Source organism: Mucilaginibacter sp. P25 (genome assembly GCF_050859465.1).
Lineage (GTDB): Bacteria > Bacteroidota > Bacteroidia > Sphingobacteriales > Sphingobacteriaceae > Mucilaginibacter > Mucilaginibacter gossypii.
Genome location: NZ_CP193937.1, coordinates 2,046,121 through 2,070,842, shown reverse-complemented (window position 1 = coordinate 2,070,842; position 24,722 = coordinate 2,046,121). Strand labels below are relative to the sequence as shown.

Genomic DNA, 24,722 nt, shown 5'->3' with positions numbered 1-24,722 from the left:
GTTTAATTTCGGCCTCCTGCTTAGCATACTTTTCCTGTATCGCAGTTCGCTGAGCTGCTGTTAGGCTGTCATTATTCAGTTCGGCATCGCGCTTGCGGTCGAGGGCAGTTAATTCGGCATCCGTTTCGGCCTGCCGGCGATTTTTACCAATTTCAAAAATCGAATTGGATATATTTTGTGCCGCATCGATGGCAAATTGCTTCTGTTCTTTGGCTTTTTCCTTCGCTTTTTTCTCGTCATCACCGCCGTTTGCTACATCAACCGCCTTTTGCTTGTTGGCCAGTATTGCATTTTTTGCATCCTGGTATTCCTGTGTTGCTTCCAGCTCTGCCCCGAATTGCTTTTTTAATTCATCAAGCTGCTTATCATATTGCTGGTTGATTTTTTCGAGCTCAACCTTCTTTTTGTCTTCATCAGTTGTTGCGCCCTCGTCTTTAATCCGCTTGATTTCGTCCTGTAGCTTTTTTCCAGGCGGATGCGGGCATCAGCCAGTGCAGCCACACGCTCGTAATAAATGCGGTTTTGTGCGTCCTGGTTATCGCCGGCATCTTTTGACAGTTGGTCAAATTGGTCGTTGATAGTATCAACCTCTTTTTGATAATCGTTTTTTAGGTTAACACCCGCGCGGTCTCGGAGCTGCTCTATTTTATCCTCGAGCTCCTGCGCCTGCCGTACTTTAATCTGCGCGACCGCTGCGTCACGCGATATGCCTAATTGCCTGATTTCCTCTTCGTGCTTTTTAACCTCATTGTCATTAGCATATTTATTGGCCTTGTATTTTTCGAGAGCCGCCTGTTGCGTTGTAATAAGCGCGTTAAACTTATTTTCGGTAGCCTTGATCTCCTTATCGTTTTTATCAAGCGTGTCGGCAAATACATCGGCATTAAACTGGATGATCTTTTCGCTAAACTCTTTGGACATCGCCTCGGCTTCATCCTGGGCTTTCTTTTTAGCTTCAGCAGCTTTTAACCGCGCGTCTCTTTCCGCATCCGTTTCGCCGCCAACCGGGTTTTCAGGTGGTTTATTCCCGCCTTCGGGCGTTGCGCCGTTAAATTTTTCATCTATCCCAAGGTCTTTTATCAGCTGCGCCCTGGCTTTTAACATCGCATTACCCTGGTTTTCGGCATTTTTTGCAAACTCAAGAAGAGCCTTGTATTCATTCAGTGCCCTTCCTGCCGAAAATGCGGGATCAAAAATACCGCCGGTTGTACGGTGTGCGGCATTCATTGACTTTTCATACTGGCTGAGCATGGCGCTTAACTTTTCGTATGTAGTGCCATCTGTGGGCACTTTGAGTTCAGGTAACTTATCATGCAGTTTCGCAAGTTCCTGCCTCATTGTTCTTTCAGCTTCCAGGCGCTTCATCTTTAAATCGGCCGTGGTTTGGTTTTGGCTCTCTATCTCCTGGTCTTTTTTTGCAAGAATGATCCTGTTGATGTACACATCGTTAAGCTTTTCACCGATCTCAACCATTTTTTCATTTGACGTTTTTTCCGAATCGAGGTCTTTTAAATAATCAGGATACATCTCCTTTAACTTATTGATAAGCTTTACCCGTTCATCCTGTTTGGTATTGGCATCGGTGATCTCTAAAACCAGTTCATTCATTTTTAAACGCTCGTCTTCCAGGGTATCGGACAACTTGCTACTTACTACATCTTCTACGAAACCCAGGAATGGGTTAAGAACGGATGCCCAAAGTGCCTTCCCTTTTACGATCCATTGCCCTATTACTTCCTGAATATTACCCAGGCGTGTTTCAAATCGCTGCAATCCGCCTGTATCGGTTTCAGATAACGTTTTGCCTAAATCACCGTACCGTTTAGTGAGCGCATCAATAAATATCTGTTGACCGGCCATCACCTCGTTATTTTTCCGGTGTGCTTCAATTTGATTGTACTCTTCCTCTGTCAATGTAACGTCCATGGCCTTGGCCGTTTTCTTGATTTTGGTTAAGTCATCAAGGCCCTTGCCTAATGTTTCGGCGGCGGACTGGATACCTTCCATCGTTACCTTGCCGTTATTCATTGCTGCAGCATAATCGACAATTGCCGGTATCGACTGCTCATATATTTTGCCGCGGACGTTGGTAAACGTAAGTAACATATCTTCGCCCTTTGCGATAACATCATCATCTACCCCGGTCAAGTCCATTTCAGCCTTTTGCAGATCCTGAAGTTTTTTGATGTTTTCGCCTGCCGCGTTACCGGTTTGCCTCAGCTTGTTTTGCAGGGCCGTTTGTGTCAAATCTGCTTCCTTAAATGCTTCTTCTGAACCTGAAATCACGCTTTTGAACTCTTCAATAACTGAGCCTACGGCTTTATAAATGAGTGTACCGGCCGTTATATTCCCGGCCATTTCTGATATCTCACTGAAGCCCTTTTTGAAGTCAGCAAAAAAACCTTTCTGCTTTTCGGTTTGATCTTCAATAGCATTTGTTGTCGCCAAAACCTCGTTACGCCTCGCCCTTTGAGCGGCAGCAAGTGCCTGCTCCTGCCTGATGAGCTCCTGGTAACGTGCAGGGTCTTCCTCCTGGTTCATGCGCGCGCGTGCAGCTCGCACCGCATTTAATGCCGTTGTGATATCCCGGAGCGATGTTTTTGATTGTTCGCCGTTAATGACCAGGGTAACGGTGCTGGTAGTGTCTAATCTGTTGCTCATTATAGTGTCATTGAGATATCGCCGGCAAGGGCTTCACTGATTTGCCCGGGTACCTGCTGGTTAAAAATTTGGAGATAGAGTTCTTTAAAGCGCATCACATCGGCATAGTAGGTTTTGGAGTACCACACCTTTTTGCGCCTGCGGTTACGCCTCAGCGTGCCGTCATCATTACGCGCGGCCGAAAAAGCGCCGGTGCCGGCTAAACCTATCGGTACGCCACGCCCCACGCCCATATCAATGAAGCGGCCGTACTGCAAAAAGCGGGTGATAACCTTTTCGGCATCGCCGCCGGCTGCGATGACGGCCGCGTGAATACTCATCCACAAAGGGCCGTCGAGCTTGCCGATATTGTATTTATCAAGTGCGTTGTGCAGCCGATCAGTAAGTATCTCGGCCCATTTCAGGGCAAATTGCTCGGTGTTGAGCCTGATGGCCACGGGTTGGTTCAGGTCGGTACTCATGATGACAGGATATTATAATATGCGCTTGACTTCAGAATATAAGTCCACGATGTAAACCCACCGCCTGAATTTGAACTGGTAGGCGCTCCGGACTGGAGCAATGTTTCGGTACCGGAACAATTTGTTGTGATCAGGGTATTGGTTGTACCGCTACCGGAATCATACCGCTGTTCATTATAGCGTACCGGCAGGCCGGTAACCGTTTTTGGGATAGTTGCGGCAGCATCAGCGAAAAATACCACGTACAGATCGCAATGCCAGGTTGTATAGCCAGGCGGCGGATAAGGGAACGTAGTAGAGTCGATGTTGCGTTTCTCGAGCCTTACGTAAACAATACCATTATCTTCTGCCGGTGGCGGTACTTCCGGGTTAGTTTGCTCAATCTGTACTTTATTGTTCGGCCATGTTTCCGGGTAAAGTGTCAGCTTTGCTTTGATAAGTTCCTGTTCGGCCACCTCGATATCGGCACTGTAAGAGCCTATAATGCAGTTGACCGTGGCCTGGTTATCATCGCGGATCACCATTCTTTTATGCAGCGAAAGCGACAAAAAACGTTCTTTCGAGATCCGGAACCCTATTTCAAATGGCTTGCTGTTTTTCAGAAAAGTGTACCGGGTTTTAAGCGATTGAACAGATGTGCCCGAGGGGTTTAGGGCAAGCGTAAACTTTGTGAGCTGTACGCCTGCCTGGTTAACATTATCGGTACTGCCATAGGGGTAATCATAACCTGCGGCATCGGGCACCATGCCATGATAATACAAAAAGCGAAGGCTGAAATTATTGCGCTCGGCGTATTCTTGGGCCTGGATTTGGTTAAACGGTGCCACTGCATGTACCGGCCGTTTAAGATAAGGGATTCGCCATTGCGAACCGCTCACCGTTGCCGGCGAATCCTCATTGATCATCATGGTAGCCACATCATCAATCGGTATCTCGGTAAGGCCATCACCGATCACCATTTTAGGCATAGACGCTTTGTCCACATCGCCGAAAGCGTCGTCCTTGTCTTCGGTCGACTGTGTGATGGTGTAACCTGTAGTGGTATTGCTTAGCGGCCGGCGGTCGATAGTTTGCTCATCCCGGAAGTCAATCACATCGGATGACGTTAGCAGATAGGGCAACGATTCGATATAGGCGATCTTGCGGGTAAGGTCGGGGTCGATTTGGGGGCCAAACCGGTTACGGACAGCTTTAAGAAAATCGATCACCTTAATAGCCGGCATATATGTCTGAAAATCGGCTACGATGTAAACGTCGATCGGGACGTTTGTATAAATATATAGCCGCTTGATGTCGGGATCATTCAGGAATGACCCGGTTGCCTTGAGGCCGTAGAAGGCAAACACCCGCTTAATAACATAAACCAGGGAAAAGAACGGGAAATAGCTTTGCTTTTTAGGATCGATGCTGGCATCAACAACAAAGGAGCCCACACCATCGATGATTTGCCAGGCATTCATATACTGGCTTACCGGGAAACTGATATCAGGATAACTGCTGTACTGCCCCGGATCAATGACCTTGTACGCTCCATCGTTTTTAACCGGAAAAAATACCAGTGGATACTCCCCGGGGGCGGCATTCGCGGTGTCAAGCATGAACTGACCGAGTGTATCGGCGTCGAAAGCTCCGATCAGGTCAGACCCGGAACCATTGAACAGCTGGTTAAGTGTCCGGGTTGCCATATCCAGGGCTATGATCCCTTTATCGATAAGCAGGTTATAGTTGATTAACGGCCTTTGAACTGAGAATAACATCTCAGTGTCTTTGAAGGGAATATTACCAAGCCACATGCGCACCTGTTCGGTCAGCTGATCGGGCGATGAGCTGATGTAAATAGCGTTGCCAAGCAACGCCTCATTCCCTTCGAGCGGCATAGTCCCCTCTAAGCTGAAGCTTCCGGCAAAATCGCCTGAAGCATTAAAGATGCTGCTGTTGAGTTCAATGGTGAGCACGCCATCATTGGACATTACAAAAAATTGACCGGTACGGATTAATTGCAGGCGTAAAAGCATAATTACCTAAATGAAAATATCCGGAACGTCGATCTTGAACCTATTGAACATTGCCTGATGGCCCGCGTTATTAGGGTGCAACAGATCGGCTATAAATAACGATGGATTGGGGGCAGCCGTTGGGTCATTGCCAAGGCCAGTTGCTATATCAAACCGGGTACTTAACTCACCAAGGCTCAAAATTTGTGCGTTGGCTGTTACGTGAGCGGCGCTGCCTGTTTTATTATTCGCCGGAATACAATTGATAATTGGTATTGCCCCGATAGCTTTAATTTGCGACACCAGCGATTGCAGCTTTGTTAACGTGTTATTGCCATTGCTGCCTATAGTTACCATTACATATTGCGGTAACAAAAACGCGGCTTCGGTAGTAATTTTGTTGATGACAGCATCAATGATGCCGCCGCCTCTGCCCGATATTACGCAGTTATCATTTAACGCAGTAGCTAACAACCGTGAGTAACCACTACCGACTGTTGCGCCATACTCTTCAGTAATGCTATCACCTAAAAGGAAAAGTTTAGGCCTAACCTTGTCTGTATTGACGTCGAACCGGGTAACAATTGGCGTAGTGCCTGAAATATGCATTAACACCGGGTTATCATGCCCAAAACCGCCGCCATAAACCTCATTTGCGGTACCGAGGCTATCCTGTGTGCTTGATGTTACCAACTCGGTAGTAACTGCTGTAACGGTATCTGTAAGCCGTAGTTTATTGGTACGGTAAAGCTTTTCAAGCTCTAAAATATACACCCTGCCGGCGACTATGGCCGGGATAGTTGCTTCAACGCGAACAGATGGGAATGCTGCCGATCCGCTCCATGTTTCATAAAACCTTATTTTTGAGTTAACAGCATCGACAGCTGCAATAGTACCGGCTACCAGGTATGTAGTTTCCTGCGGCTTATAACCAATCGCAAAATTGGTATCTGCCTGCATGGTTAAGAATATACGGGTTTTTCGGCGCAAAATGTTGTAATTCTTATTCAATAAGATTGCATTGCCTATGCCTGCCGATGTTGATTGTAGTCCTCCGCCCGATACCGTCCATGTACCTGTATTAGTCCAATCTGTAGAGATAGAGGTAAATAGATCTGTTTTAAACGTAGTACCAATCCGAACGGGTAACAGCGATAAACCACTGATATTATTATTTGCTTGTGTGGCGAGGCCAAGCGCTGTTTGCGAAACTTTAAAAGCGATGCCCATGGTGCCGGGACTGGTGCCGAACGTGCTGCCGCTTGTTGATACTTCACTCCCTGACAGGTAATTGTAGTTACCCGCACCGGCCGAATTATATTTGATGCCGTTTGCAGGAAGCCATATAGCAACGAAATCACCGGCTTTAATAGCCATTGAAATAACGTAAGTTTTTGTACCCGCAACTATGCCACTTAAAACTACAGATGACATTGATTTAAACTGGCTCCCGAATGGGCGTACGATATGAACCTTTACACCTGCTGCTGAACTACCAAGCGTTAAAGTTACCTCACTCAATGTTCCATCGGCTAAAACAGGGTTATTTTGCTGGAAAAATGTAAAGTTGCTGCCGCTGGTGCTTGGTAACGATGATCCGTCATTGCCATAAGTTGTAGCCAAAAGCGCACCCGCCTCAACATTACCCATGCGGGTTTGCAGGTCTGTTACTGAAGCTGAATTTGCCAATATGCTGGCAGAGTTAGCCGATACCTGAGCAGGAAGCGGCGTAACGGCATCTTTTACAGTTAACACGGCGCTGGTAAACTTAACGCCGATGACACCAGTAGCCGAGGCGAACGCGGTACCGCTACCGCTTATGCCGGCAGAACTTGAAAAATAGGTGGTAGTCCCAAAACTATTATACCAAACCTTATTTGAGCCTGGTTGTACGCCGCAAAAGTCACCGGCTATGGTGTCAAGGTTAATTGTTTTGGTGTTTTGGCCCACAACAATACCGGTAACCGTGGCCGACTGCACAGTTTTATATGTATTGCCCGCCACGAGCCTGATCACGTGAACAATGATATCATCGGTTGTACTGGCCTTAAAATCGAGCTGAACCTGCTTGCCGGTGCCAACCGGTGTGTTATTGAAGAAAACGAAGTTTCCGGTACTGGTTTGACCGAGCAATGTACTTCCATCGTTACCGGTAGATGCCGCTGCTGTCACAACGGTGTCCGTTACCTTAGCGTAATCGGTAAGGTTAATAGCAACAGGTGTATAAATTAGCTGTGTAACCGCACCCGTTACCACCAAAAAGGCCGAAATTACTGGATTGCCGCTCACTGAAGTCGGCACAGTGATCGCGGTACCCGTATTGTCCTTAAAATTAGGATATGTTGTACCTGGTATAGCCGGATAAATTAAGGTTTGGGTTGGCGTACCCGGATTGGTTGCTGAGGTAGCCGTTGGTTGCACCCCGGTTGAAATAGATGCAGCCAGGGCCTTGATTTGTTCGGTGGGCAATGTTTCACCTTTCCGATAGTACAATTTGTCGGTTCTCGTCAGTTGTCATAACTATAAATCATTTAATGCTTGTTGCGGTTGGTTAATAGACGGGATAGATAGGGCGTAGCTATCGGCGGTGTACAAGTCCTCATCGTAAGCAAGGCGGTATTCAAACACCCAGGCCGAAAGATTTTTGCCATCCTGGGAGAATGTAAAAGACTTGGACGTACCAACTATAGGCATCAGCTTACTGCCAAATACCCGGTATAGTTGTTTCGCGAGTTGAACCTCCACAAACGGATCAAACTCGGCACGGGATACGATGTAACCGGTGTTAACTTTATCATTAAGTACCGCTTTAATATTGCTATTACGGTAATTGCCTTCTTCGGGCAGGTAGGAGATATCGGGCTGAAAGGCCGTTAAATCATACTCCACATCGGAAGTAGTTTCCGAACGGCCCGACGTATGGAGCGTTTTGAAATTGCCGGCGCTGTCACTGTAAATAAAATGCCGGGTATATTCCTCGTATTCCCGGTTGATGGTAAAGCTTTTTACAACAGACCGGTTTTCGAGGCTATTAGCTTCAACGATGCGGAGCTGATACCCTGATACTTTTTTAAGGCTGGTAGTGTAGGCCTGGAGCCCAAGCTGCTGATAACCGGTACCGACAGCAACTTTGCCGAAGGAATGCAAAACGCCCCCAGGCAGGTAAACGGTATTGGTTGTGCCATCATCGAAACTAATGACGACGCGTATTTTAAATGTTTCTTCAATCGACCGGTTGTTTATGAATGACAAAAATTGAGGTTGATTCGTTTTAAGATCGAACGCGTCAATAGGCCATGTTTCAAGCCAGCGCTGAAAGGCATATAGCGATGGATCGGGCAGCAGGTAATTTAACAGGTAGTTAGCCCGGTCGCTGATCTGCTGTAATGCCAGGTTGCTGTAACCTCCATAAACCACCGTGTAAAGCCCGGTTTTATGAAGCTTTTTAACCGAGGGATCATCACCGTAAAACTGAGCATACTTTACATAGTATTGCCAGCAGCTATTAGGGCAACTATGCCAGTATCCTACCAGGGATGGGGTATCAATCGCCATGAACGCGTGCAGCGTCTCCCTGATATCGACGGTAGTAGTCCCCGTCCTCGGCTCATCCAGTGCCAGGTTATTATCGTAAACCTTGATATCAGTACCACCGGCAACATATTTCCATACTTCTACATGGTGCATGAAATTAGCTTTTGAACTGCCGGATGTGCCGGGTGTGGCTACAGCCTGATTAGTTCCGGGCGTGATATCGTAATCGGTACTGGCTACTTTCGCGGTAAAAACAAGTTTGGGTATAGGCCCGCTTACATCGGCGGATACTTTAAAAGCTTGGTCAATAAAATAACTACTTTGAAAATAGGCTACGAGCGAGGTAACATAAGCGGCGCTGCCATCACCTGATGGAAATTGATTGCCGCTATCGTCGGGGATTTCGGCGGCTGTCAGGCCGGCCGAACCTGCATTCCAGGAAAGCCCGATTTGAGCACCGGGGGCAATAGCTTCAGGAAACGAAACGGTATTAACGGAGAAAGCCGGTGCGGTACTGAAATAGTCATCACTAAAGATCTGTAAGACTATCGGGTTTTTGCTCCAGGCGATAGTGGGTAAAGGGGTTGCAATGGTGATACCGGGCATGAAACGAAATTGCCCGGCCGGCGATGTCTAATAAAGGACAGCGTATGCAGATCTGTTATCGCAGGAAATTGCGGTACTGCAGGCGGGTGCAGTTAGTAACGCAGGATTATGCGATAGCTGCCGGCACCGGATAACAATGCGATGCGGAGCGCAACGCAATAAAATGCGATAGGATACAACACCTGGTTTCATCGCAAAAAAATCGATGTTGGCCAATACCAAAGTTTTTTGCGATGCGTGATCAGGGATTTACCCATTTATCAGTGGTCGGCCTTCCCTTGCCCTGCACTTTCCAGTAAAACCCTACGGAAACGCCCCAATAGTTGGTACTGATAGGGCCGATAGGATCAATTGTCGTTTCCTGCTCGGGGAAAAACACTTTAGGCGATATGGTATTATCGACAGTAATATGACCGCCCTCCAAAAACTGTTCGCTCATTTTGGCTAAAAATTCGTTGGCGATATCTTCGCACTGATCCTGCATCGCCTCAATAGTAGCACTGTCGCCGCTTTCGGTTAAACCTACAATATCAAAACGGCCGTAGATGTAGTCGATCTTATTGCGGTTTGCGCTGCGGCCTTTAGTGCTCGGGTTCTCCAACAAAAAGCAGATGTTTTTATCCAGGTTGCGAATAGCTTTATCAAATTCATCCGGGTTGTAGATATCCTTAATGTAAAGGAATGCCTTCGATTCGGATGTATGCGCGATATCGACGTTTGCGGTAGCGCTTTGCTCGAAATACCCTTTATAAAACTTTCTCATTACTTGTTTGCCTCCAATTCTTTTTGCAGCTTATTGCGGGTGTTTAACCGGCTTAAAAATTCGTGCAGGTTACTGGTTTTGGTGTCGGCCAAGGTGCCGAAAATGTCGTTTGCACCGGCTTCAATGATCTTTGACCATGGCGTTATTTCGGGCTTTTGTTGCTTTTCAGCGCCTTTTTTAGCCTTTTTACCCGGGGTAAACACCTCTTTATACTTGAGGTGCAGCGCATTTCGGCAACCTTCATAATTGAGCAAAACAGCCACTTTTATGCCCATCGATACATTTTTAAAGCGTTTCGCCCGCCTTACGTAACCGTAAGTGGTTAATTTAACCCGGATATCATCATCAATGCCCCAAAACCTGCGCGGCCGGTATAAAATAGCCATCAGCGTATCGATGTACTCGTGGTTTTTGGTAAGCTGAAACTTGTCGTAGCAATGCTCACAAAGCCCAAACTCGTAAATGGTGACATTGGCAAGGCCGTTTTTAGGGCCGTGGTATTTGAACACACCCCGCCAAATGGAGTGTATAAGCCAATTGCTGAGCAGGTTTTTACCGAAAAGAAATTTTACAGACTTAACCAGGTCATCGGCCGCGTTATCGGGAATACAAATGAATAATTTTTCCGGGATCCCGTAAAGCATTGCAGCCATTATCCGGGAAGCCAATTCGACTGTAAGCTTAGATGACAGCGATGCCGCCCAAATGATTAAATGCTTCCTGGTCATTTCTGCCCAGGAAGCGGGGGCTGTATGCGTTTCGCGATACAGGGTTGCGCCTTTGCTACTTTCGATATGGATGTCGGCGCGGTTCATGCTGCTAATGGCTGAAACTCGTTTTTATAATAATACTCGAGCACATAAACGGCATCGCTCCAACTCAGCTTGCCATCGGCAGCAACCTGGGCAATAAGGATAGCGAGTTGATGCAATACGCCGGGCTTGATCACGGGATCAAGCTGGCTGATATATTTTATTGCCGCTTGGCAAATGGCTTCGGGATCATTTAAGTTGAGCGTGCCCTCAAATAATTTCAGTTCGACCAGGAATACCGGCAGCGCCTGCCTGATCTTATCCTTAACCAGGTCATCAATTCCGCCCGGGATGAGCGCGGTTAGGATATCAGCGACCGGCGAATCGATAGCTCTCTTTAAGTTTTCTACTATCACTACGCCGGTATGTACAGCGCGTTTTATTTCGGCGGGCATTTTGCCGAACAGACCTGCAATGAAGCCTACTATTTTGCCCAGGACTGATTTTAAACTCATTTTATTGTGATTTGCGTTTGAAACTTGCATAAATGCGGATGCCCAGGGTGAACACCGCAAGCGTAGCACCGGCCCAGGTGCCTACGCCCGAAACGATCTTTAAAATATGATCATCGGTAAACAGCGTTTGTACGCGTAAACCGAGCGTTGCAAAGCCGGATACAATGCCGACCATTGGCTTTTCTTGCAGGTAATTATACATGTGCTTTAACATGGCTTTTAGGGTTAGGCGGCCTGGGGTTTATCGACCGGTGTCTCGGGATATTCTGTCTGTCACCGGCTTTAATGACTTTATTATAGCCTCCTTTTGCTCCATAAGTTCGGGGATCAACTCGACAGCAGCTTTCAATGGGTCGGGGCTGTTTTGAATGATCGCGATGTCCTTTACAGCAAACTGACTAATGAGAATAACGCCCAGGGCAATATCATTGAAGGTTGCTACAAAATGGTTTATCGGTACAACCGTCCCAAGGGAATTAATGATTAGCTGTAAAATGAAACAAACGATCTGCACTTTTCTGAAAAAATCAGGCGTTTCAGCGATAAACCGCTTCCAAATGGTTGAATCTTTAATCATGATATTAGGGGTTAAATTTTTCAAACTCGGCCTGCAGTTGCAGGTCATAATGGTGTTTTTTATAATCAGCACCATTGTACCGGTAGGCGAATGAAGCCCATTGCTGTTTTTGCAGGTAGACGGCAAGTCCCTGTGATTTGATGTACATGCAAAAGGCTTTTAACTGGTAGCTTTCGCCTTCCTTTAGGTAAAGGCCCAGTTCCTTTACAGAGTTAAACCCACAACTTGCGTAATTAAAACCCATAACCTGAAACATTCCCCAACTGGTTGCTTCCATGGCGGCGACAGGATCAAGCGCGTATGCCTGGTTAAAGCGGATATAGCTATCCTCACCGAAACGGCTATACTTTTCCGTCCAGGCCGGATATGATAAGGTAGGATGTTGGGCCGCGAACCGGCCTTTGGTGAGCTTATGAAACACGTGTCCCTCAAACTTCAGTTTGATTTTACCCGATTTCAGAAAACCCGATCCGCCGCTCTCTACGCCGCTTACCGCCTTAATTGCCGCGACGCTGCAACCTATTATGCCGGCCGCTTCTTTATAGTCCTGTTCTGTTAGCATACGAAATAAGTTGGGGCATTAGGGTCATTGACATCGAGGTCATCACCGGTATCGGTTGGCGGGACATAGCCGGTCAGGGAGCCGGCGTTTGCGATCAAATAATCTTCGAGGTTACGGAGTTCTGTTTGCGCCATTGACAGGGCATCTGTAACCATAGGGGCGAGTTGCGCCGGCGTAGCAGCCGTTTTCATCACTGCCACATCATATGTGCCGGTACTCGGTTGGCTTTGTACAATGATCCCTGATCCGTCGAACTGTAAGCCGATGGCTGAAGCGCCGTAAGCCATGGTATAATTGGCTAATGCCCGGTTGATATATGGCATCAGTTTTTTTGAGCCAGGGTAAGCGAATTGCTGAAAATATTATCCTGTAGCGTGGCCGCAAAGGCAGCGCCCAAAACAGGGATGATAAATTTACGCTCGGCAAAGCCCAGGGCAACCCGTAGTTTGTAAAACATAAAGGCCGACCCGTCCATCATGGTATAGTACCGGGTGAACTCGGCCGCGCTGTTGATGAAATTGCCTTTATTGATCAGGCGCTCATCGGAGTTGGCGTACAGTTCAAAATCGGCATCGCCGATATTACCTTCCAGGAAGGCGAGGGCCTGCTCTAAGCCGCGGTAACCATCTTCGCGCCGGCCGAGCTCAAACTTTTCGAGCTTTTTGTCAGATACCGGTTTGTTTGTAGCGGTAACGGTGACATAAAAGCCAGCATCATTGATCCTGAAGCTGCCCGAATCAGCCGATTTCCATAGCGCTAAATGAATAACAGCCTTTTGCAGATAGGGCAATAGCGCCGCTTTTTTGCCTGTGATGCCCGGTGCGTTGTAAGCGGCAACCATGTTATCGTAAAAAGCCTGCCCAATCCAGTTAACCAGGATGTTTTTTTCGGCATCATCGATAAACGACTTGAGCGAGTTGAAGTTATAGTCCTTATCGATGTTGGAAAACACCGCTTTTACTTCGTTGATGTTGTTAACCAGGTTCATTAGCTAAGGCCCTCCGTTTTAGTTTGGTTATGCCCGTTCACGGTATCCATGATACTGTCGCGGAATTTTATGGTAAAGCCGGGGTATTGGTCATAATGCCCGTTGAACCGAGCGGCGAAGTGCAGCGGATCGAGCACGATATCGCGATAAGGGTCGATCATTGACAGGCTGATGTTTTGCGCGACCTGTTTGTCTGATCCGGATCCGGCACCCATAGAGCTACCGGTTTGTAATCCGCCTGGTAATACAGGATCAAGGCCGAGCGCGCGCATCTTAAGCGAAGAGGCTTCACGCGAATCTTCGGTAAAAGCGCCGGGTTTGGTTTTATCATCGATAACCACGATCTCCCAACCCGGGATTTTTTCTTTCGTGACCGGATCGATGCCGACCTCGTTAAGTATCGACTTGCCGGCGTTCTTTACGTCGCTCAGGCTATCGTTGATTTCTTTAAGCTTTGCCTTTTTCAAACCTGCCTGGGCTTTTTCGTCCAGCTTATCCCAATTTTTGTAGACTGATGGCCAGTAAGCATTCGGGATGCGGATCAGGTATTTAATGGTCATTTGGTTTTTAAGCAATGCCATTTTAAACTCTGGTATTTTGGCAGCAATTTCAAGCCATCCACTTACGCGCAAGCCATCCCAATGAGCTACCTGGTAGTAGGTAGACCCAATGGTGGGATAGTTGAGGGGGTATATAAACTTCTTTTGGCTCGGATCGGACTTGACATTGTTTACAATATCGAAATCATAGGGATCGATAGCCGGGATTTTGGTAGTTTGATTAGTATCCTCGAGGTTGACGTAAGGCCAGTTTTTGTTATGGATCACGTTTTTGAGCTTGCCATCATCGCCCATCTGCTCCCAACGGCAGTGTATAGCCTCGTTTGTGGCGATGCTGTAGATACGGGAACGATCTTTGGTTACGATCAGTTCAGGGAATACGTTAAAGTAGGTAAACAGGTCGATAAAAGCCTCGAGGCAATATTTACGGGTTTGGATGGAGTAGAACCAATCGGTTATAGCGCGGTCTTTAATGGCCTCATACATAGGATTGCCCTGGTTATCCCTGTCGATTTCGTTCAAACAGACAAGCCCTTTACCCATCGATGAGCGAACACACCAGTTGATAAGCTCTTTCATCTCGGCATCTTTAGCCAGGATGTCGCGGATCGTGTTAGGGAAATTGTTATCATCGCCCCAATAGGCTACTTTGAATGGCCCACCCATTGAATTGATATCGGAAACCGTGCCGCTGGTAGGCTTTGCAGCCGGCTCCATTTGGACAGCCACACCAACACCGCTCATTAGCGCGACGTTGTCTTCGATCAGTAGCTCATCTGTCATATGATCACCCTTTCTCCGTTGAAGCGGGTTATCAGTACATTATGGACAGTTGTAGGGCGCGGCCTGCCTGGAATGAGCATATTGCGGGTGCCATTCATCCAGTGATTGGCATTTTTGGGGCTGTTCTTTTTGCCGAACGGGTGCCCGGCCAGGGTGACATTATCGCAGGTCATCCGCTTGCCGCCGGTTTCTTCGGTAAGGTTGCAGGTAATGAATGTGATGCTGAACGGGATGAAGTTTCCCTGCTCGTCGACCATGGCCATGATCCGGAGCGCATCGCTTAAAAAGATAAATCCTTCCATGCTTCAAACATGGCCGGCCCGGGCTATCTAATAAAGGACAGGGATCAGGATATAACCTTCATATTGCTGCGGTGTAGCTCCTGAAGTTGGGTGCGGATTTCGTCCAGGTCGATACCGGTTGAGCGGTACTGTATCGCTTTTTTCGGCGATGAGCGATCGGGTATCGCATTTTCATCCGATACAGGACCGCCGTTAAGTAGTTCTATGAACCGGGGATCATTAAAAAAGCCAGGGGGATTTTCCTTTGACATCATGCAAAAATAGGGCGACAAATGCAGGTTAAAAACTCCAAACAGCTCACCGAAAGCGAAAAAAAGCTAAAAAGCTTAAAACAAACCACTTAACCCCGTATATTTTTTTAGAAATCACCCGGTCACAGGTTTGACCACGACACGCACTATCGAAAAGTGCGCTGCGCACACCCGTTCGATCCCGATATCTGCCGTTAGGGTTTGAGGGGGCTTAGGTTTGATGCTGCCCAGGATTAGGCAGCATCAGAGAAGAATGCAGAGAGAGAAGGCAGGGCATAGCCCAGGGTTGTTTGGTACTTGCCTATGTACAGGGTGTCCATGGCATCGGTTAAGTGGGGGGCGTCTTCCTGGTTAACATCGGAGCGTAACTCGGGACGCTTGTCTTTAGTGATCCCGTTCCTGGTTTCACGGCTGCCAGTGCATTGCACTGCTATGATGAGCTGAGCGCAACCATTGCGGTTATAGCGTACCGGCATCACCCGCTCACCGGTGCCCTCGTATACCGCACCCCACATGTCATAGCGTGTCTTATGCCCGGGCTGCTGACCGATGTAGCAGTGGTTAACAGTCCATTTGTGTTTGCGCAGCACCTCGGTAACCGCGTCGGCGTAGGTGTAGGTACGGGTAGCATCGACGTGGTTAAAGGTGTGGTCATAGTAGAAGTTAACTACCTTGCAGGCGTGATGCTCATAGTACTTGCAGAAGTCTTCGATTACATCCTGGATAAGCTTGGGCTTCTTAACGAACATGCTCTTAAGGAAGCGGTAATGATCCGGTTTCTCCTGACCTATAACCAGGCTATTGATCGAGGCGTTGGCATCCATGCCTATGTCGAGGGGTTGATTGCTGATACAATCCGCATCGATGCGGCTATCCTTGATCAGGCCGCTGGGCAGGTACAGGCCCTGGGTTTCGATGTATCCATAGTTATAGTTATCCTGGGTACAGTGTACCGCGTCATCGAACCGGGCATAGAATGAATCAGGCACCATGTATATCTGCTCATTCATAACCTGGGTACGGAAGTCGACGTCCAGGTTATCACGCTTCCACTTCTTTACCGTGTCGAGGCCCAGGAAGTGAATGTTTTCGAGGGAAGGCCCGGCCGTGTAGTTAACTGTTTCTTTGCGCAGCTCGTTGATCTTACGTTCAGCTGATCGGATTTGCCTCGAATACTTATCAACGGTTTCTTTATCCTTAGCCTGGTAACGGAGATAGTAAAGCTTATTGATGTACAGCTGCCAGTTTTGGATCAGGTGAACTAATTCCTGCATTTTAAGCAGCTTGTCACCCTTCAGAATGGCGAGGTTCAAATCGTTCTTTTTATCCAGGATCCATTTGGCATCGGGCGTTGTGGGCATATCCGTCATGAACAATATGCCGTGATGCCCGGCGTACTCGCCAAACTCACGCACGTTACCACGGTTAGCCTTGTCGATCTCGAGATCAAATTTTACTTTGTTTAGCAATTTTGCCTCATCGCCATACAGCGCGTCGAGCGTTGTACCGTTGGCTGATCCAGGTCTGTCCTGGCTGATCAGTTTAAAACACGCCCCGTTATACCAGTAAATGGTATTTTGATCGGTATCCGGGGCATAGTAAGGGAGCGGAATTTTGAGTTCCTTTGGCGGCTTAATACGTGGCCAAAAGTGCACCCCTCGTTTATAGCCGATGCGCTCCCAGGCGCGGAAGAGCGGCGGGAGCGTACGGTCAAGCAACTGCATGTAAGTTGCCCCAACAATGCCAATTGATGCCCGGGGCATGTTGTTAGCCCAATCGGCCGTACGGCGAGCGCCGGGGCCTTCAGACTTGCCCCAACCACGACCGCACACGATGTATTCGGTATTTGTACTGGCTAAAATAGAGCGCAGCTGCCCGGGATGGTAGTAAATATCATTCGCTAACATCTTCGGCCTCCACGTCTTCTATGTTATCAGCATTGCGGGGCTTGCTTTTCGGGATCGATAAAATGCGTATCTCTTCATCCAGGTTATCGATGACAGGAATGCCGATTTGCCCGGGATCCATAACCACCATAAGCGGCGGCGGTTGAATTTCGGCCATGTTAGGCACATCGATATCCTTATCGTAAAAGCCTTCGAGGTGATTGAGCTCTTTGTATAGTATCGCCCACTCTTTAAATTTCTCGGCTTTCTCCATTTTGGCAAGCATTCGCCGGCCTTGTTCAATGGCTATGCCGCGTCCATACTCTTTGTCAGCGCGCGGGCGTGTAACCAGGAAAAAACGACGCGTACGTGCTATATCACTTTCAATAGTACGCCTGGTTATGCCATGGGTACCTTTAAAATACTCGTAAGTATCTTCGACCAGGTTCTTATAAATAGCCCTTTTGCCGCCATACCTTAACCGCGCATCGATGAACTCCATACGCTCGAGTATCCAAAGATCCTGAAGGCTTAAATCCTCTTCAATGGTGTGAGATAACCAGGCTTTATAAATCCGGTCGAGCGCATCATCGCGCTGTCTATCGTTAAACGGGGTCAAACCGGTGTCACTCATGACTGGCCTCCTTTAGCTTTTGCGATCTTGATGTCGATATCAGCAAGTAATTGACGCTTAAGCTGTATCAAATCGAGCGTTTTCTGCTTTGGCTTAGCTTGCTTTTTGAGCCGTTGCTCAGCTTTATTTAATGCCTTGCGTATATTTTCACGCTCATTAATGAGGTTAAGGTCGATGTTTACAGGCGTGGCTTTCGGTTTTGGGGCGAGCGGATCAATTCCGGTTTCGGTCATGTAGTTATAGCGTTGCCACAACACGGTATTTATTTTAGCCAAGTCAACCAGGCGCGTAGCCAGGATACGGAGCGGCTCACCTTCAGGTGTGGTGTCTAAATGCGGTTGCAGGCTTCGTATTTCAGCAAATGTTTGATCGCGTTGCTTAGTAACATTGAGCAGCGCCGGCAGTTCGGCGGTATTGGTAGCTGCTTGCACCGCATTATTTTGCGGTGTGACAGGTGATACCAAGGCCTGCACCGCGTTATTTTGCGATGCTGCAGTCGGATCAATCAGATCCGGCACCTCTTTTTTGCGATGGCTGATCATCGCTCTGATCTGCGATGTTACCAGGTGCAGCGCCTTCCATCAGCTGAGTAAGCAGATCAGCAAGCTTTTGCCGGTTGTAAGGGGTTTCGCTCCGTTGGAGCATGGATTTAAGGAAATCATTATCGCCGTAATGGCAATAAATGCTTAGCCCTTCCTGGTAGTTGCGGCCGTTATTTAGCCAGTTTCGTATCACTTCAAACATGCCCCAAAAAAGGGCGCTGCGGTATTTTTAATAAAGGACAGATTATATAGATTTAGGCATGAAAGATTCAAAACACAGATGGATGCTGCGTCCTTCCGATAGAATTGTGACAGAAGATATTTTAAAAGAGAAACGCGCTATCAATCCACGAGATTATGAAATAGAGATCTTAAACTACCCGCCTCCGCCGTTGACATTGGAGCATGTAAAAGATGTGGTGAACGAATATAAAGCCACAACAAACAAACATCCGAGGTTTATTTTCATCAATAAAGGATTTTACCTGTCCTTGCAAAAACAGTATCCCGGGGGAATTACTCACTTGTTTTTGCCGTCAATTATTGCCGGGTTAAATGATATGCCATTTGACAGGATCATAGCAACGCATGATGATTTAAGAAGCTATTAAAACAGAAAAGCCGCTATTAAGCGGCTTTCTTATCATCTTTATGTTTGTAGCGGCGTCCCTCCACTTTTACATCACGAGGAAAAATATTCGCCTCATGCTTTTCTGTCCATATTTTAACGGAATACAAAATATCTTTTTTCCAATGGTTGGGTCGGTCGCGCTCATAAACACGAATTAAATGCGGATTTCTTTCTAAAAAATCAGAAAAATCCTTTCCCGCCTGATAAATAAATTCCTGCCGGGTTTGCTCAAGCGTCGAAATATTGCACCCTCCCTCAATAGCATAAGCCATGTACGACTTTTGAAATTCCTCTATATCCTGATAATCAAACAGCATTTCTACTTTCATCGGGTCAAAATCAGCAGGGCTGATATATACCCGCTTGATCATGGTTTTAGGCTTGTTAAAGTAAACCCGCACATCGCATATTTGGGCTACCAACTTAATTAGCCACAGTTTTAATTTTAGTATCCGATATTTTATAACCAAATATTGTAAGTGGTTTTGTATTGGCAAAGCTTGGAAACAAAAATCCCCCGGAAGCCTCGCGCCCCGGGGGATTTACAACTAAATCTACTTTATGAAAAACACTAACTTATTGGCTAATTAAGCGGCAGCATCGGCCTTGCCTTTGGTAGCTACCGAAGCTTTAACCGAAAATTTATTGTTGCCGGCCTTGATCAGGGCGTCAACCGTTGAGGTTGAAACCGTACGGATATCGATAGTGCCGTGCACAGGGTTTTCAAACACCGGCGGGCATCCATCGGCCACGTTGTAGTTTTTAGCTACTTCCGGGTTTAGTTCAAATTTTGGAGCGTCCATTGTTATGGTTATTAAATGAAAAAATCAGTTAATTAAAAGCCCCCGCCTTATGGCAGGGGTTGGGGAAGGTTAAGCGCCTACGCGCGGCAGATCACCTGTGTAGAAGTAAACCGGGCGTTGGCTCGGTGCTTCCAGTTCAAAGGTGATGCCTTTTTCGCCTTCAGGGCCGGTACCGCTTTTCCATGATCCGTTAACCAGGCTAAGCGGCAGCTTTTTGGTGCCCACTTGCAGGTAATAGGCAGCATCTTCCTGCGGTTCGGCAAAGCCAATCAAATCGGCATTTTTAAGCGTATCTATAAAGCCGGTACATTCAGGATCCGTACCAGGATAAAACGCTGTGATCTTCGGTTTCCAGCTTTTGCCTTTACGGCCGCCTACCGATGGCGATTCGATCATCGATTTATCGTACATGATGTACAGTTCGATGGTTTTTTTGCCGGTAGCCAAAACGTGATCATCAGCGATGGTAACGCGGCCGGCATAAGTAGTTGGGTTCGCGGCCGGTGTGCTTAGCGTGGTAAACGCGCTTGCAAAACCCAAAAACAGGCGCTTGGTTAGCCCTGCCATGTTATCCTGCCCGTCGGCAAATACAACATCTGTAGTTAAGTCCATTGTTATGATAATAGGGGTAAAAAATCGGGTTAATTAACTTAGTCAGCTTTGGGCAGCTTTTTTACAGCTGTCGAACCTTCTTTAACAAGTGCCAAAATCAGCTTCTGATCACCGGCAATCTCATCGATGCCCAGCACTTTCACTGCACCGTCCTGGTGAACGGTGATGCCGTGTACCACGCGGTATACATCGTTTTTGATGGCTACTTCGGGGCGATAATTTTTATCGGCCTTTTTTTGGCGCTCATTGGCCGTCTGAAGCTCGTTGATCACCTGCGTGGCCGTTTCATTATTATTTTCCTGGTTTGCCAATGCGGCGATGGCGTTCGCGGTGATCTGCTTTATTTTTTCAGGATCACCGTTGGCAGCGGCGAAAGCGTCCTGTAATGCCTGGGCGCTTAAAAGTTCATTTTTTGCCATGATTATGGTGTTTAAGGGTTAATTGTTGCAAAAAGGGGCGGCAGCGTTTGCGGCCACCCCGGTGTTATGGTTTAGGAGAAAAGTTTAAAGTTTGTCGTTCACGTACAGTACTTCGAGATCCTGAATTTGGAAGCCGATCAGGTATTTCATTACTGCTTTGTAACCGTGCAGGATCGGGATCATCTTGCCGATGCTGTTAGCAGCGTCTAACTGATCAGTCGCCATTACCAGGTTTTTATCGAAAGTGTAGATCACGCGCTGGCTGTCGCCCATCCAGCTACATTCCTTCAGCAATACACGCTGTTGGGTACCTTTCAGGTAAATTACCGGTGCATCTTCGGTATTGTCGTTGATGCTGTTGCCTTTACCATAGCGGGTATCATAGTCGGTACGGTACATTTCCATTACCGAAGAGCTGATATACATGATGGCCTTTTTCTTACGGAATTTTGAAGGCGCGCCCAGGTAAAGTTTACGTAGCTCAGCTACCGCATTGGTAGTGCTGAAGGTGTTGGTAGCGATGATGTGATCAGCTGCTATACCTCCGCCGGTGATCTCATCTTTAATGATGGTGCCTAAACCGTCGCAAATGGCAGACGCGTTGATATTATCCCATTTTGCAGGGGTAGAGGTAGGCGACTGGCCAGCGGTGGTAGTGGCGTTGGCTTTGTAAAAGTTTTTGTCGGTAAAAACAATTACATCGCCGGCATTATAAACGGTACCTGCGTTAAACGCGGCTGCATCGGCATGGTATTCAGCATAAAAAACGCTTTCGTTGATTTCTTCGGCAACGGTCGCAAATTCCTGGTTCCAGCACCATTGCGCGAACTGCTCCTGGGCTGTGTTGATGTCGAGCATCTCGCTCATCCATGTTTTCAGCAATTCATCAGGAATCACTTTAAAAATTTTCATGGCGGGCTGAACCGAAATTTTACGACCGCTCCAAACGCGACCGGTTTCATCTACGTCATCAATGGATAAATCCAACGGACGGATGCCTTTGGTGATAGTAAGCTTGGTAAGGTTTACCGGGCCACGCACATTACGCATTACATAAATGTCCTGGGCAATGTCCAGGCCGTTAAGTAATTGCCCGATGAGCGCCTGGCTGTATGTACCGGCATATGTTTCAAGCGCGGTTACATTATTAGTAGGAATGGTAGGCATTGGTTAAATTTTTAGGGGTATTAAAAATTGTTGATAGTCAGTTTGGGAGATGCAGCCTTATTTAGCCGGCATCTTTGGCATTTTGGCGCGGATGGCGTCAAGCTCGGCATCGGCTTCGCTGTAGAAGCTTGGTTTAGCGTTGGTTTGCTCAATCACGTCTGTACCGTCCTTTTTGCCGCCTGTTGGCTCTGCATCGGGTTTAGCACCGTATGAAACTGCTTTAGCTTTCCATTGGTCGCGATCTGCTTTCAAAGCCACGATTTCGGCAGTAGCCTCGGTAGCGGTAAGGTTTAAGGCAGCAACGGCGGTTACGGCTTCAGCAAGGGTTTGCTTTTCATTGCCTTTGCCTAAAACGGCGTTTAAAGCGGTTAAGGCCGAGGCGTTTGCACTTACAGCTTCATCGGCAGTTTGCAGTTCGCTGTCTAAAACGAAAGTCGCGCCGTCGATTTTTGCCTCTACGACTTCCTTGTTAACCGCGTCGACCTGTTCGGCGGTAATTGAGCCAGCTGCAACGCCGGCAAGCCCGGCAAGGGCTGAAAATTTGTTTTTAATTGACCACATGGGATTATTTGATTTGGTGTGAGTTGAATTGATGCTGGATGAGGTATCGCCATTTGCCAGGGCCGAAACCATTGCTATGGCATCCGAGAGGTTGCCGAGCGCGTCGATCAGGCCGAGGTTTATCGCTTGTGGGGAAGCCATGAAGGTTTCGCCCTGGTAAATGGCAGGGGTTTTGGCGTCGAGCTTGTCGCCCCGTAAACTTTTGATATCACCGATAAACTGGTCGTTCATCGGGTTAAGCACTTTTTCGATCAGTGCTTTACCGTCGCCGTTTTTGGCGTCGTTATAGGTTTTGTTTTTAAGGACGGAAGCTGAGGCGTAGTACTCGTTGAACTTCATGCCCCATTTTTCAAACATGGGCTGCATGTCGCTGAAGCTGGCCATCGTGCCCAGGCTGCCAACAATGCCATGCTGATGATACATCAGGATATAATCGGTATTGGCAGCAATGCGGTAAGCCGCGCTGGCCAAAATGGTGCGGCTGTAGGTAACTACCGGCTTTGTAAGCTGGTTCATTACATCGGCAATAGGCTTGATAGCGTAAACAGCACCGCCGCCGCTCTCGAGCACCAGTACTGTACCGATGATGTTTGGATCAGCCTCAAAGGCCTGCAACTCCTGTGCAGCTTCGAGCGTGCCTTTTAAGCCATACCAGGGATCAGAGGCGCTAACGATAGCGCCCTCGATCACCACAATGCCAACGGCGCCGGGTTGCGGCGCTGTCTGCTGTTTGCCGGTGGCGGCGTTTACAGTGTAGGATTTTATGTAGCCGGGAGCGGCTGAAGATTTCGGCTGGCTAAACGACAATAAATGCGACATAGCCAACGCCTGTGCAAAGTGGGGTTCGATGCACAGGGGGCTTAATAAAATTTCATTAACGATTAGTTCGTTGATCATTGGATATTGCTTCGCGATAGCGTTGATCCAATGTTCGGGGCGATGGGGAGCCCTATAAAGGACAGGAAAAAGGGCGCGGTTATATGAAAATAGCGGGTTGTAGTTGCTGGCCAGCGAAGGTGATGGTGTAACTATTTAGGTCAGCAACTGCCGTTCCGCTGTTATTTGCATCCAAAAGGTTAAGCCTGCCCGTTATGCCGGCACGGCGTTTATACCCGTTCTGATCCTCACATTCAATGATGCAGCGCTGCCGGCGATACTTATTTAATATAGTATGTACTTCAGGCCTGATCATTGGTACAACACCGGCAATCAGCGTATCCTGGTAGCCATTGTTATCATCGTCAACCGTCTTTTCCGTAAACACGATTGATTCGGTGGTACATTCAACACTGATCCAGTCACAACCGGAATAGAATGTTATAGGGTTAAACGAGCTGAAGAAATAATCGGGCGCGAAGCGAAGTGATGACAGGCCGCCTAAATTGTCATCCTGGGTATTGGTGATGATTTCCATGCCCTGAAATTGCACGGTTACGAATGGCAGATAAAGGACACGAAGGCGAAACTTTGGCGCAAAAAAAGCCTGGCAGCCGGGTTAAGGCTGTCAGGCAGAGGACAAAAATCCCAAAAGTTTTATAAATAATTGACTATGAGGCCGAATAGTGGAATTGCGAATGCCGTTGCAGGTATTTGACCACACTTTCAGCGCTTATTTCGTCCTCGGTGATGTCATACTTTGCTAAAACGTCCTTTACAATGGCCTTTTGCCAAAAGAATTTTTCGGCCTCTTTCGTGTTGATCCGGAGCAGCCGTACTTTATCATCGGCCATGTACTGGTTAATCGAAACCTTGTCGATTTCCTTAAGGCCCTGCCTGGCTTTGATGCCGGTATGAAACAATACCACTTCGTCCATGATCACCTGTTTTATAAAACCGATAAACAGGTCGACACTTTCCTGCGGGATAAAGACGCCTTTACGCGTCGCCATATCGTGCGGGATCGTGATCGGTAAAATGATTTCGTTAGGCTTCATTTTCTCGTACCGGCACAATGAGCGTTCCAGCAGCGCATAAACAAACTTACCTTCTTTTAAATGGGTTGAAAGCCGCCAATCGTAAAACTCCTTTTTAGGATCGCGGAAAATTTTTGAGATGTACTTATACACAAACGTCGGTACAGGGACGTGCAGGGTAAAATCCATGTTTGCAATTAATTAGCTGCTTAAAGGTAAATTTTAATTATAACAAAAAAAATACC

At 47.5% G+C, this 24,722-nt stretch carries 29 protein-coding genes; 1 reads left to right on the top strand and 28 read right to left on the bottom strand.

The annotated features are described in order from the left end of the window. Nucleotides 1-345 precede the first annotated feature (345 nt). From ACRQ5D_RS10940 to ACRQ5D_RS10845, 20 genes are all read right to left on the bottom strand, one after another. Nucleotides 346-2,661, bottom strand: a complete 2,316-nt coding sequence (locus tag ACRQ5D_RS10940; RefSeq protein WP_432328944.1) for a hypothetical protein — start codon at nt 2,659-2,661, stop codon at nt 346-348. Beyond that, entirely contained in the window at nt 2,661-3,122 is a 462-nt protein-coding gene (locus ACRQ5D_RS10935) for a hypothetical protein (protein WP_432328942.1), read from the bottom strand. Before ACRQ5D_RS10935 ends, ACRQ5D_RS10940 begins: the two co-directional genes overlap by 1 nt. Next, complete coding sequence (locus ACRQ5D_RS10930; RefSeq protein ID WP_432328940.1) at nt 3,119-5,137, bottom strand: hypothetical protein; 2,019 nt, start codon at nt 5,135-5,137, stop codon at nt 3,119-3,121. The genes ACRQ5D_RS10935 and ACRQ5D_RS10930 overlap by 4 nt, the downstream gene beginning before the upstream one ends. Before the next feature lie 6 nt (nt 5,138-5,143). Next, entirely contained in the window at nt 5,144-7,585 is a 2,442-nt protein-coding gene (locus tag ACRQ5D_RS10925) for a hypothetical protein (protein WP_432328938.1), read from the bottom strand. Between the two features lie 51 nt (nt 7,586-7,636). Then, the gene (locus ACRQ5D_RS10920; RefSeq protein WP_432328936.1) at nt 7,637-9,256 is read right to left on the bottom strand and encodes a hypothetical protein; all 1,620 of its coding nucleotides are present in this window, start codon (nt 9,254-9,256) and stop codon (nt 7,637-7,639) included. 241 nt (nt 9,257-9,497) lie between these two features. Continuing rightward, the gene (locus ACRQ5D_RS10915) at nt 9,498-10,019 is read right to left on the bottom strand and encodes a hypothetical protein (RefSeq protein ID WP_432328934.1); all 522 of its coding nucleotides are present in this window, start codon (nt 10,017-10,019) and stop codon (nt 9,498-9,500) included. Beyond that, a complete protein-coding gene (locus tag ACRQ5D_RS10910) occupies nt 10,019-10,834 on the bottom strand; it encodes a hypothetical protein (RefSeq protein WP_432328932.1) in 816 nt (271 codons plus the stop codon). Before ACRQ5D_RS10910 ends, ACRQ5D_RS10915 begins: the two co-directional genes overlap by 1 nt. After that, complete coding sequence (locus tag ACRQ5D_RS10905; protein ID WP_432328930.1) at nt 10,831-11,286, bottom strand: hypothetical protein; 456 nt, start codon at nt 11,284-11,286, stop codon at nt 10,831-10,833. The genes ACRQ5D_RS10910 and ACRQ5D_RS10905 overlap by 4 nt, the downstream gene beginning before the upstream one ends. A gap of 1 nt (nt 11,287) precedes the next feature. Continuing rightward, nucleotides 11,288-11,500, bottom strand: coding sequence for a hypothetical protein (locus ACRQ5D_RS10900; protein WP_432328929.1), 213 nt, complete (start codon nt 11,498-11,500; stop codon nt 11,288-11,290). Nucleotides 11,501-11,527: 27 nt separating this feature from the next. Beyond that, complete coding sequence (locus tag ACRQ5D_RS10895; protein ID WP_432328927.1) at nt 11,528-11,863, bottom strand: hypothetical protein; 336 nt, start codon at nt 11,861-11,863, stop codon at nt 11,528-11,530. A gap of 4 nt (nt 11,864-11,867) precedes the next feature. After that, on the bottom strand, nt 11,868-12,425 hold the full coding sequence (locus ACRQ5D_RS10890) for an N-acetylmuramidase family protein (RefSeq protein ID WP_432328925.1): 558 nt from the start codon (nt 12,423-12,425) through the stop codon (nt 11,868-11,870). Next, entirely contained in the window at nt 12,419-12,748 is a 330-nt protein-coding gene (locus ACRQ5D_RS10885) for a hypothetical protein (protein WP_432328923.1), read from the bottom strand. Before ACRQ5D_RS10885 ends, ACRQ5D_RS10890 begins: the two co-directional genes overlap by 7 nt. Beyond that, the gene (locus tag ACRQ5D_RS10880; RefSeq protein WP_432328921.1) at nt 12,748-13,413 is read right to left on the bottom strand and encodes a DUF6712 family protein; all 666 of its coding nucleotides are present in this window, start codon (nt 13,411-13,413) and stop codon (nt 12,748-12,750) included. The genes ACRQ5D_RS10885 and ACRQ5D_RS10880 overlap by 1 nt, the downstream gene beginning before the upstream one ends. Continuing rightward, nucleotides 13,413-14,756, bottom strand: coding sequence for a hypothetical protein (locus ACRQ5D_RS10875; RefSeq protein ID WP_432328920.1), 1,344 nt, complete (start codon nt 14,754-14,756; stop codon nt 13,413-13,415). The genes ACRQ5D_RS10880 and ACRQ5D_RS10875 overlap by 1 nt, the downstream gene beginning before the upstream one ends. Then, entirely contained in the window at nt 14,753-15,058 is a 306-nt protein-coding gene (locus ACRQ5D_RS10870; protein ID WP_432328918.1) for a hypothetical protein, read from the bottom strand. Before ACRQ5D_RS10870 ends, ACRQ5D_RS10875 begins: the two co-directional genes overlap by 4 nt. Before the next feature lie 44 nt (nt 15,059-15,102). Next, on the bottom strand, nt 15,103-15,309 hold the full coding sequence (locus ACRQ5D_RS10865; protein WP_432328916.1) for a hypothetical protein: 207 nt from the start codon (nt 15,307-15,309) through the stop codon (nt 15,103-15,105). A gap of 233 nt (nt 15,310-15,542) precedes the next feature. Beyond that, nucleotides 15,543-17,216 (bottom strand): hypothetical protein, encoded by a 1,674-nt coding sequence (locus ACRQ5D_RS10860; protein ID WP_432328915.1) that lies wholly within the window; start codon nt 17,214-17,216, stop codon nt 15,543-15,545. Then, nucleotides 17,203-17,829 carry a hypothetical protein gene (locus ACRQ5D_RS10855; RefSeq protein ID WP_432328913.1) on the bottom strand — a complete coding sequence of 209 codons (627 nt, stop codon included), beginning with the start codon at nt 17,827-17,829 and terminating at the stop codon, nt 17,203-17,205. The genes ACRQ5D_RS10860 and ACRQ5D_RS10855 overlap by 14 nt, the downstream gene beginning before the upstream one ends. Then, nucleotides 17,826-18,371, bottom strand: a complete 546-nt coding sequence (locus ACRQ5D_RS10850; RefSeq protein ID WP_432328911.1) for a hypothetical protein — start codon at nt 18,369-18,371, stop codon at nt 17,826-17,828. Before ACRQ5D_RS10850 ends, ACRQ5D_RS10855 begins: the two co-directional genes overlap by 4 nt. Further along, nucleotides 18,331-18,573: a hypothetical protein gene (locus ACRQ5D_RS10845; RefSeq protein WP_432328909.1), complete on the bottom strand. Its 243-nt coding sequence runs from the start codon at nt 18,571-18,573 to the stop codon at nt 18,331-18,333. Before ACRQ5D_RS10845 ends, ACRQ5D_RS10850 begins: the two co-directional genes overlap by 41 nt. Before the next feature lie 58 nt (nt 18,574-18,631). Here ACRQ5D_RS10845 and ACRQ5D_RS10840 point away from each other — a divergent pair, with 58 nt between their 5' ends. Continuing rightward, a complete protein-coding gene (locus tag ACRQ5D_RS10840) occupies nt 18,632-18,982 on the top strand; it encodes a hypothetical protein (RefSeq protein ID WP_432328908.1) in 351 nt (116 codons plus the stop codon). Nucleotides 18,983-18,998: 16 nt separating this feature from the next. Here ACRQ5D_RS10840 and ACRQ5D_RS10835 read toward each other — a convergent pair whose 3' ends face one another. The 8 genes from ACRQ5D_RS10835 to ACRQ5D_RS10800 all read right to left on the bottom strand — a co-directional run bounded on the left by ACRQ5D_RS10835 (nt 18,999) and on the right by ACRQ5D_RS10800 (nt 24,666). After that, complete coding sequence (locus tag ACRQ5D_RS10835; RefSeq protein ID WP_432328906.1) at nt 18,999-19,373, bottom strand: hypothetical protein; 375 nt, start codon at nt 19,371-19,373, stop codon at nt 18,999-19,001. Nucleotides 19,374-19,589: 216 nt separating this feature from the next. Further along, the gene (locus ACRQ5D_RS10830; RefSeq protein WP_432328904.1) at nt 19,590-19,805 is read right to left on the bottom strand and encodes a hypothetical protein; all 216 of its coding nucleotides are present in this window, start codon (nt 19,803-19,805) and stop codon (nt 19,590-19,592) included. Between the two features lie 69 nt (nt 19,806-19,874). After that, nucleotides 19,875-20,417: a hypothetical protein gene (locus ACRQ5D_RS10825; protein ID WP_432328902.1), complete on the bottom strand. Its 543-nt coding sequence runs from the start codon at nt 20,415-20,417 to the stop codon at nt 19,875-19,877. Nucleotides 20,418-20,455: 38 nt separating this feature from the next. Then, a complete protein-coding gene (locus ACRQ5D_RS10820; RefSeq protein ID WP_432328900.1) occupies nt 20,456-20,836 on the bottom strand; it encodes a hypothetical protein in 381 nt (126 codons plus the stop codon). Between the two features lie 84 nt (nt 20,837-20,920). Next, on the bottom strand, nt 20,921-22,003 hold the full coding sequence (locus ACRQ5D_RS10815) for a hypothetical protein (RefSeq protein ID WP_432328898.1): 1,083 nt from the start codon (nt 22,001-22,003) through the stop codon (nt 20,921-20,923). Nucleotides 22,004-22,060: 57 nt separating this feature from the next. After that, complete coding sequence (locus ACRQ5D_RS10810; RefSeq protein ID WP_432328897.1) at nt 22,061-23,461, bottom strand: S49 family peptidase; 1,401 nt, start codon at nt 23,459-23,461, stop codon at nt 22,061-22,063. A gap of 79 nt (nt 23,462-23,540) precedes the next feature. Beyond that, entirely contained in the window at nt 23,541-23,978 is a 438-nt protein-coding gene (locus tag ACRQ5D_RS10805) for a hypothetical protein (RefSeq protein ID WP_432328895.1), read from the bottom strand. A 133-nt stretch (nt 23,979-24,111) separates the two neighbouring features. Further along, nucleotides 24,112-24,666: a hypothetical protein gene (locus ACRQ5D_RS10800; RefSeq protein WP_432328893.1), complete on the bottom strand. Its 555-nt coding sequence runs from the start codon at nt 24,664-24,666 to the stop codon at nt 24,112-24,114. Nucleotides 24,667-24,722: the final 56 nt, after the last annotated feature.

Excerpts from the sequence above, each read along its gene's own strand:
- ACRQ5D_RS10910 (WP_432328932.1), bottom strand. The coding sequence starts at position 10,834 with ATGAACCGCGCCGACATCCATATCGAAAGTAGCAAAGGCGCAACCCTG.
- ACRQ5D_RS10855 (WP_432328913.1), bottom strand. The coding sequence starts at position 17,829 with ATGAGTGACACCGGTTTGACCCCGTTTAACGATAGACAGCGCGATGAT.
- ACRQ5D_RS10825 (WP_432328902.1), bottom strand. The coding sequence starts at position 20,417 with ATGGACTTAACTACAGATGTTGTATTTGCCGACGGGCAGGATAACATG.
- ACRQ5D_RS10845 (WP_432328909.1), bottom strand. The coding sequence starts at position 18,573 with ATGTTTGAAGTGATACGAAACTGGCTAAATAACGGCCGCAACTACCAG.
- ACRQ5D_RS10915 (WP_432328934.1), bottom strand. The coding sequence starts at position 10,019 with ATGAGAAAGTTTTATAAAGGGTATTTCGAGCAAAGCGCTACCGCAAAC.
- ACRQ5D_RS10815 (WP_432328898.1), bottom strand. The coding sequence starts at position 22,003 with ATGCCTACCATTCCTACTAATAATGTAACCGCGCTTGAAACATATGCC.
- ACRQ5D_RS10805 (WP_432328895.1), bottom strand. The coding sequence starts at position 23,978 with ATGGAAATCATCACCAATACCCAGGATGACAATTTAGGCGGCCTGTCA.
- ACRQ5D_RS10880 (WP_432328921.1), bottom strand. The coding sequence starts at position 13,413 with ATGAACCTGGTTAACAACATCAACGAAGTAAAAGCGGTGTTTTCCAAC.
- ACRQ5D_RS10920 (WP_432328936.1), bottom strand. The coding sequence starts at position 9,256 with ATGCCCGGTATCACCATTGCAACCCCTTTACCCACTATCGCCTGGAGC.
- ACRQ5D_RS10885 (WP_432328923.1), bottom strand. The coding sequence starts at position 12,748 with ATGCCATATATCAACCGGGCATTAGCCAATTATACCATGGCTTACGGC.
- ACRQ5D_RS10830 (WP_432328904.1), bottom strand. The coding sequence starts at position 19,805 with ATGGACGCTCCAAAATTTGAACTAAACCCGGAAGTAGCTAAAAACTAC.
- ACRQ5D_RS10890 (WP_432328925.1), bottom strand. The coding sequence starts at position 12,425 with ATGCTAACAGAACAGGACTATAAAGAAGCGGCCGGCATAATAGGTTGC.
- ACRQ5D_RS10810 (WP_432328897.1), bottom strand. The coding sequence starts at position 23,461 with ATGATCAACGAACTAATCGTTAATGAAATTTTATTAAGCCCCCTGTGC.
- ACRQ5D_RS10940 (WP_432328944.1), bottom strand. The coding sequence starts at position 2,661 with ATGAGCAACAGATTAGACACTACCAGCACCGTTACCCTGGTCATTAAC.
- ACRQ5D_RS10875 (WP_432328920.1), bottom strand. The coding sequence starts at position 14,756 with ATGACAGATGAGCTACTGATCGAAGACAACGTCGCGCTAATGAGCGGT.
- ACRQ5D_RS10900 (WP_432328929.1), bottom strand. The coding sequence starts at position 11,500 with ATGTTAAAGCACATGTATAATTACCTGCAAGAAAAGCCAATGGTCGGC.
- ACRQ5D_RS10935 (WP_432328942.1), bottom strand. The coding sequence starts at position 3,122 with ATGAGTACCGACCTGAACCAACCCGTGGCCATCAGGCTCAACACCGAG.
- ACRQ5D_RS10840 (WP_432328908.1), top strand. The coding sequence starts at position 18,632 with ATGAAAGATTCAAAACACAGATGGATGCTGCGTCCTTCCGATAGAATT.
- ACRQ5D_RS10835 (WP_432328906.1), bottom strand. The coding sequence starts at position 19,373 with ATGATCAAGCGGGTATATATCAGCCCTGCTGATTTTGACCCGATGAAA.
- ACRQ5D_RS10895 (WP_432328927.1), bottom strand. The coding sequence starts at position 11,863 with ATGATTAAAGATTCAACCATTTGGAAGCGGTTTATCGCTGAAACGCCT.
- ACRQ5D_RS10930 (WP_432328940.1), bottom strand. The coding sequence starts at position 5,137 with ATGCTTTTACGCCTGCAATTAATCCGTACCGGTCAATTTTTTGTAATG.
- ACRQ5D_RS10865 (WP_432328916.1), bottom strand. The coding sequence starts at position 15,309 with ATGTCAAAGGAAAATCCCCCTGGCTTTTTTAATGATCCCCGGTTCATA.
- ACRQ5D_RS10800 (WP_432328893.1), bottom strand. The coding sequence starts at position 24,666 with ATGGATTTTACCCTGCACGTCCCTGTACCGACGTTTGTGTATAAGTAC.
- ACRQ5D_RS10820 (WP_432328900.1), bottom strand. The coding sequence starts at position 20,836 with ATGGCAAAAAATGAACTTTTAAGCGCCCAGGCATTACAGGACGCTTTC.
- ACRQ5D_RS10860 (WP_432328915.1), bottom strand. The coding sequence starts at position 17,216 with ATGTTAGCGAATGATATTTACTACCATCCCGGGCAGCTGCGCTCTATT.
- ACRQ5D_RS10870 (WP_432328918.1), bottom strand. The coding sequence starts at position 15,058 with ATGGAAGGATTTATCTTTTTAAGCGATGCGCTCCGGATCATGGCCATG.
- ACRQ5D_RS10905 (WP_432328930.1), bottom strand. The coding sequence starts at position 11,286 with ATGAGTTTAAAATCAGTCCTGGGCAAAATAGTAGGCTTCATTGCAGGT.
- ACRQ5D_RS10850 (WP_432328911.1), bottom strand. The coding sequence starts at position 18,371 with ATGATCAGCCATCGCAAAAAAGAGGTGCCGGATCTGATTGATCCGACT.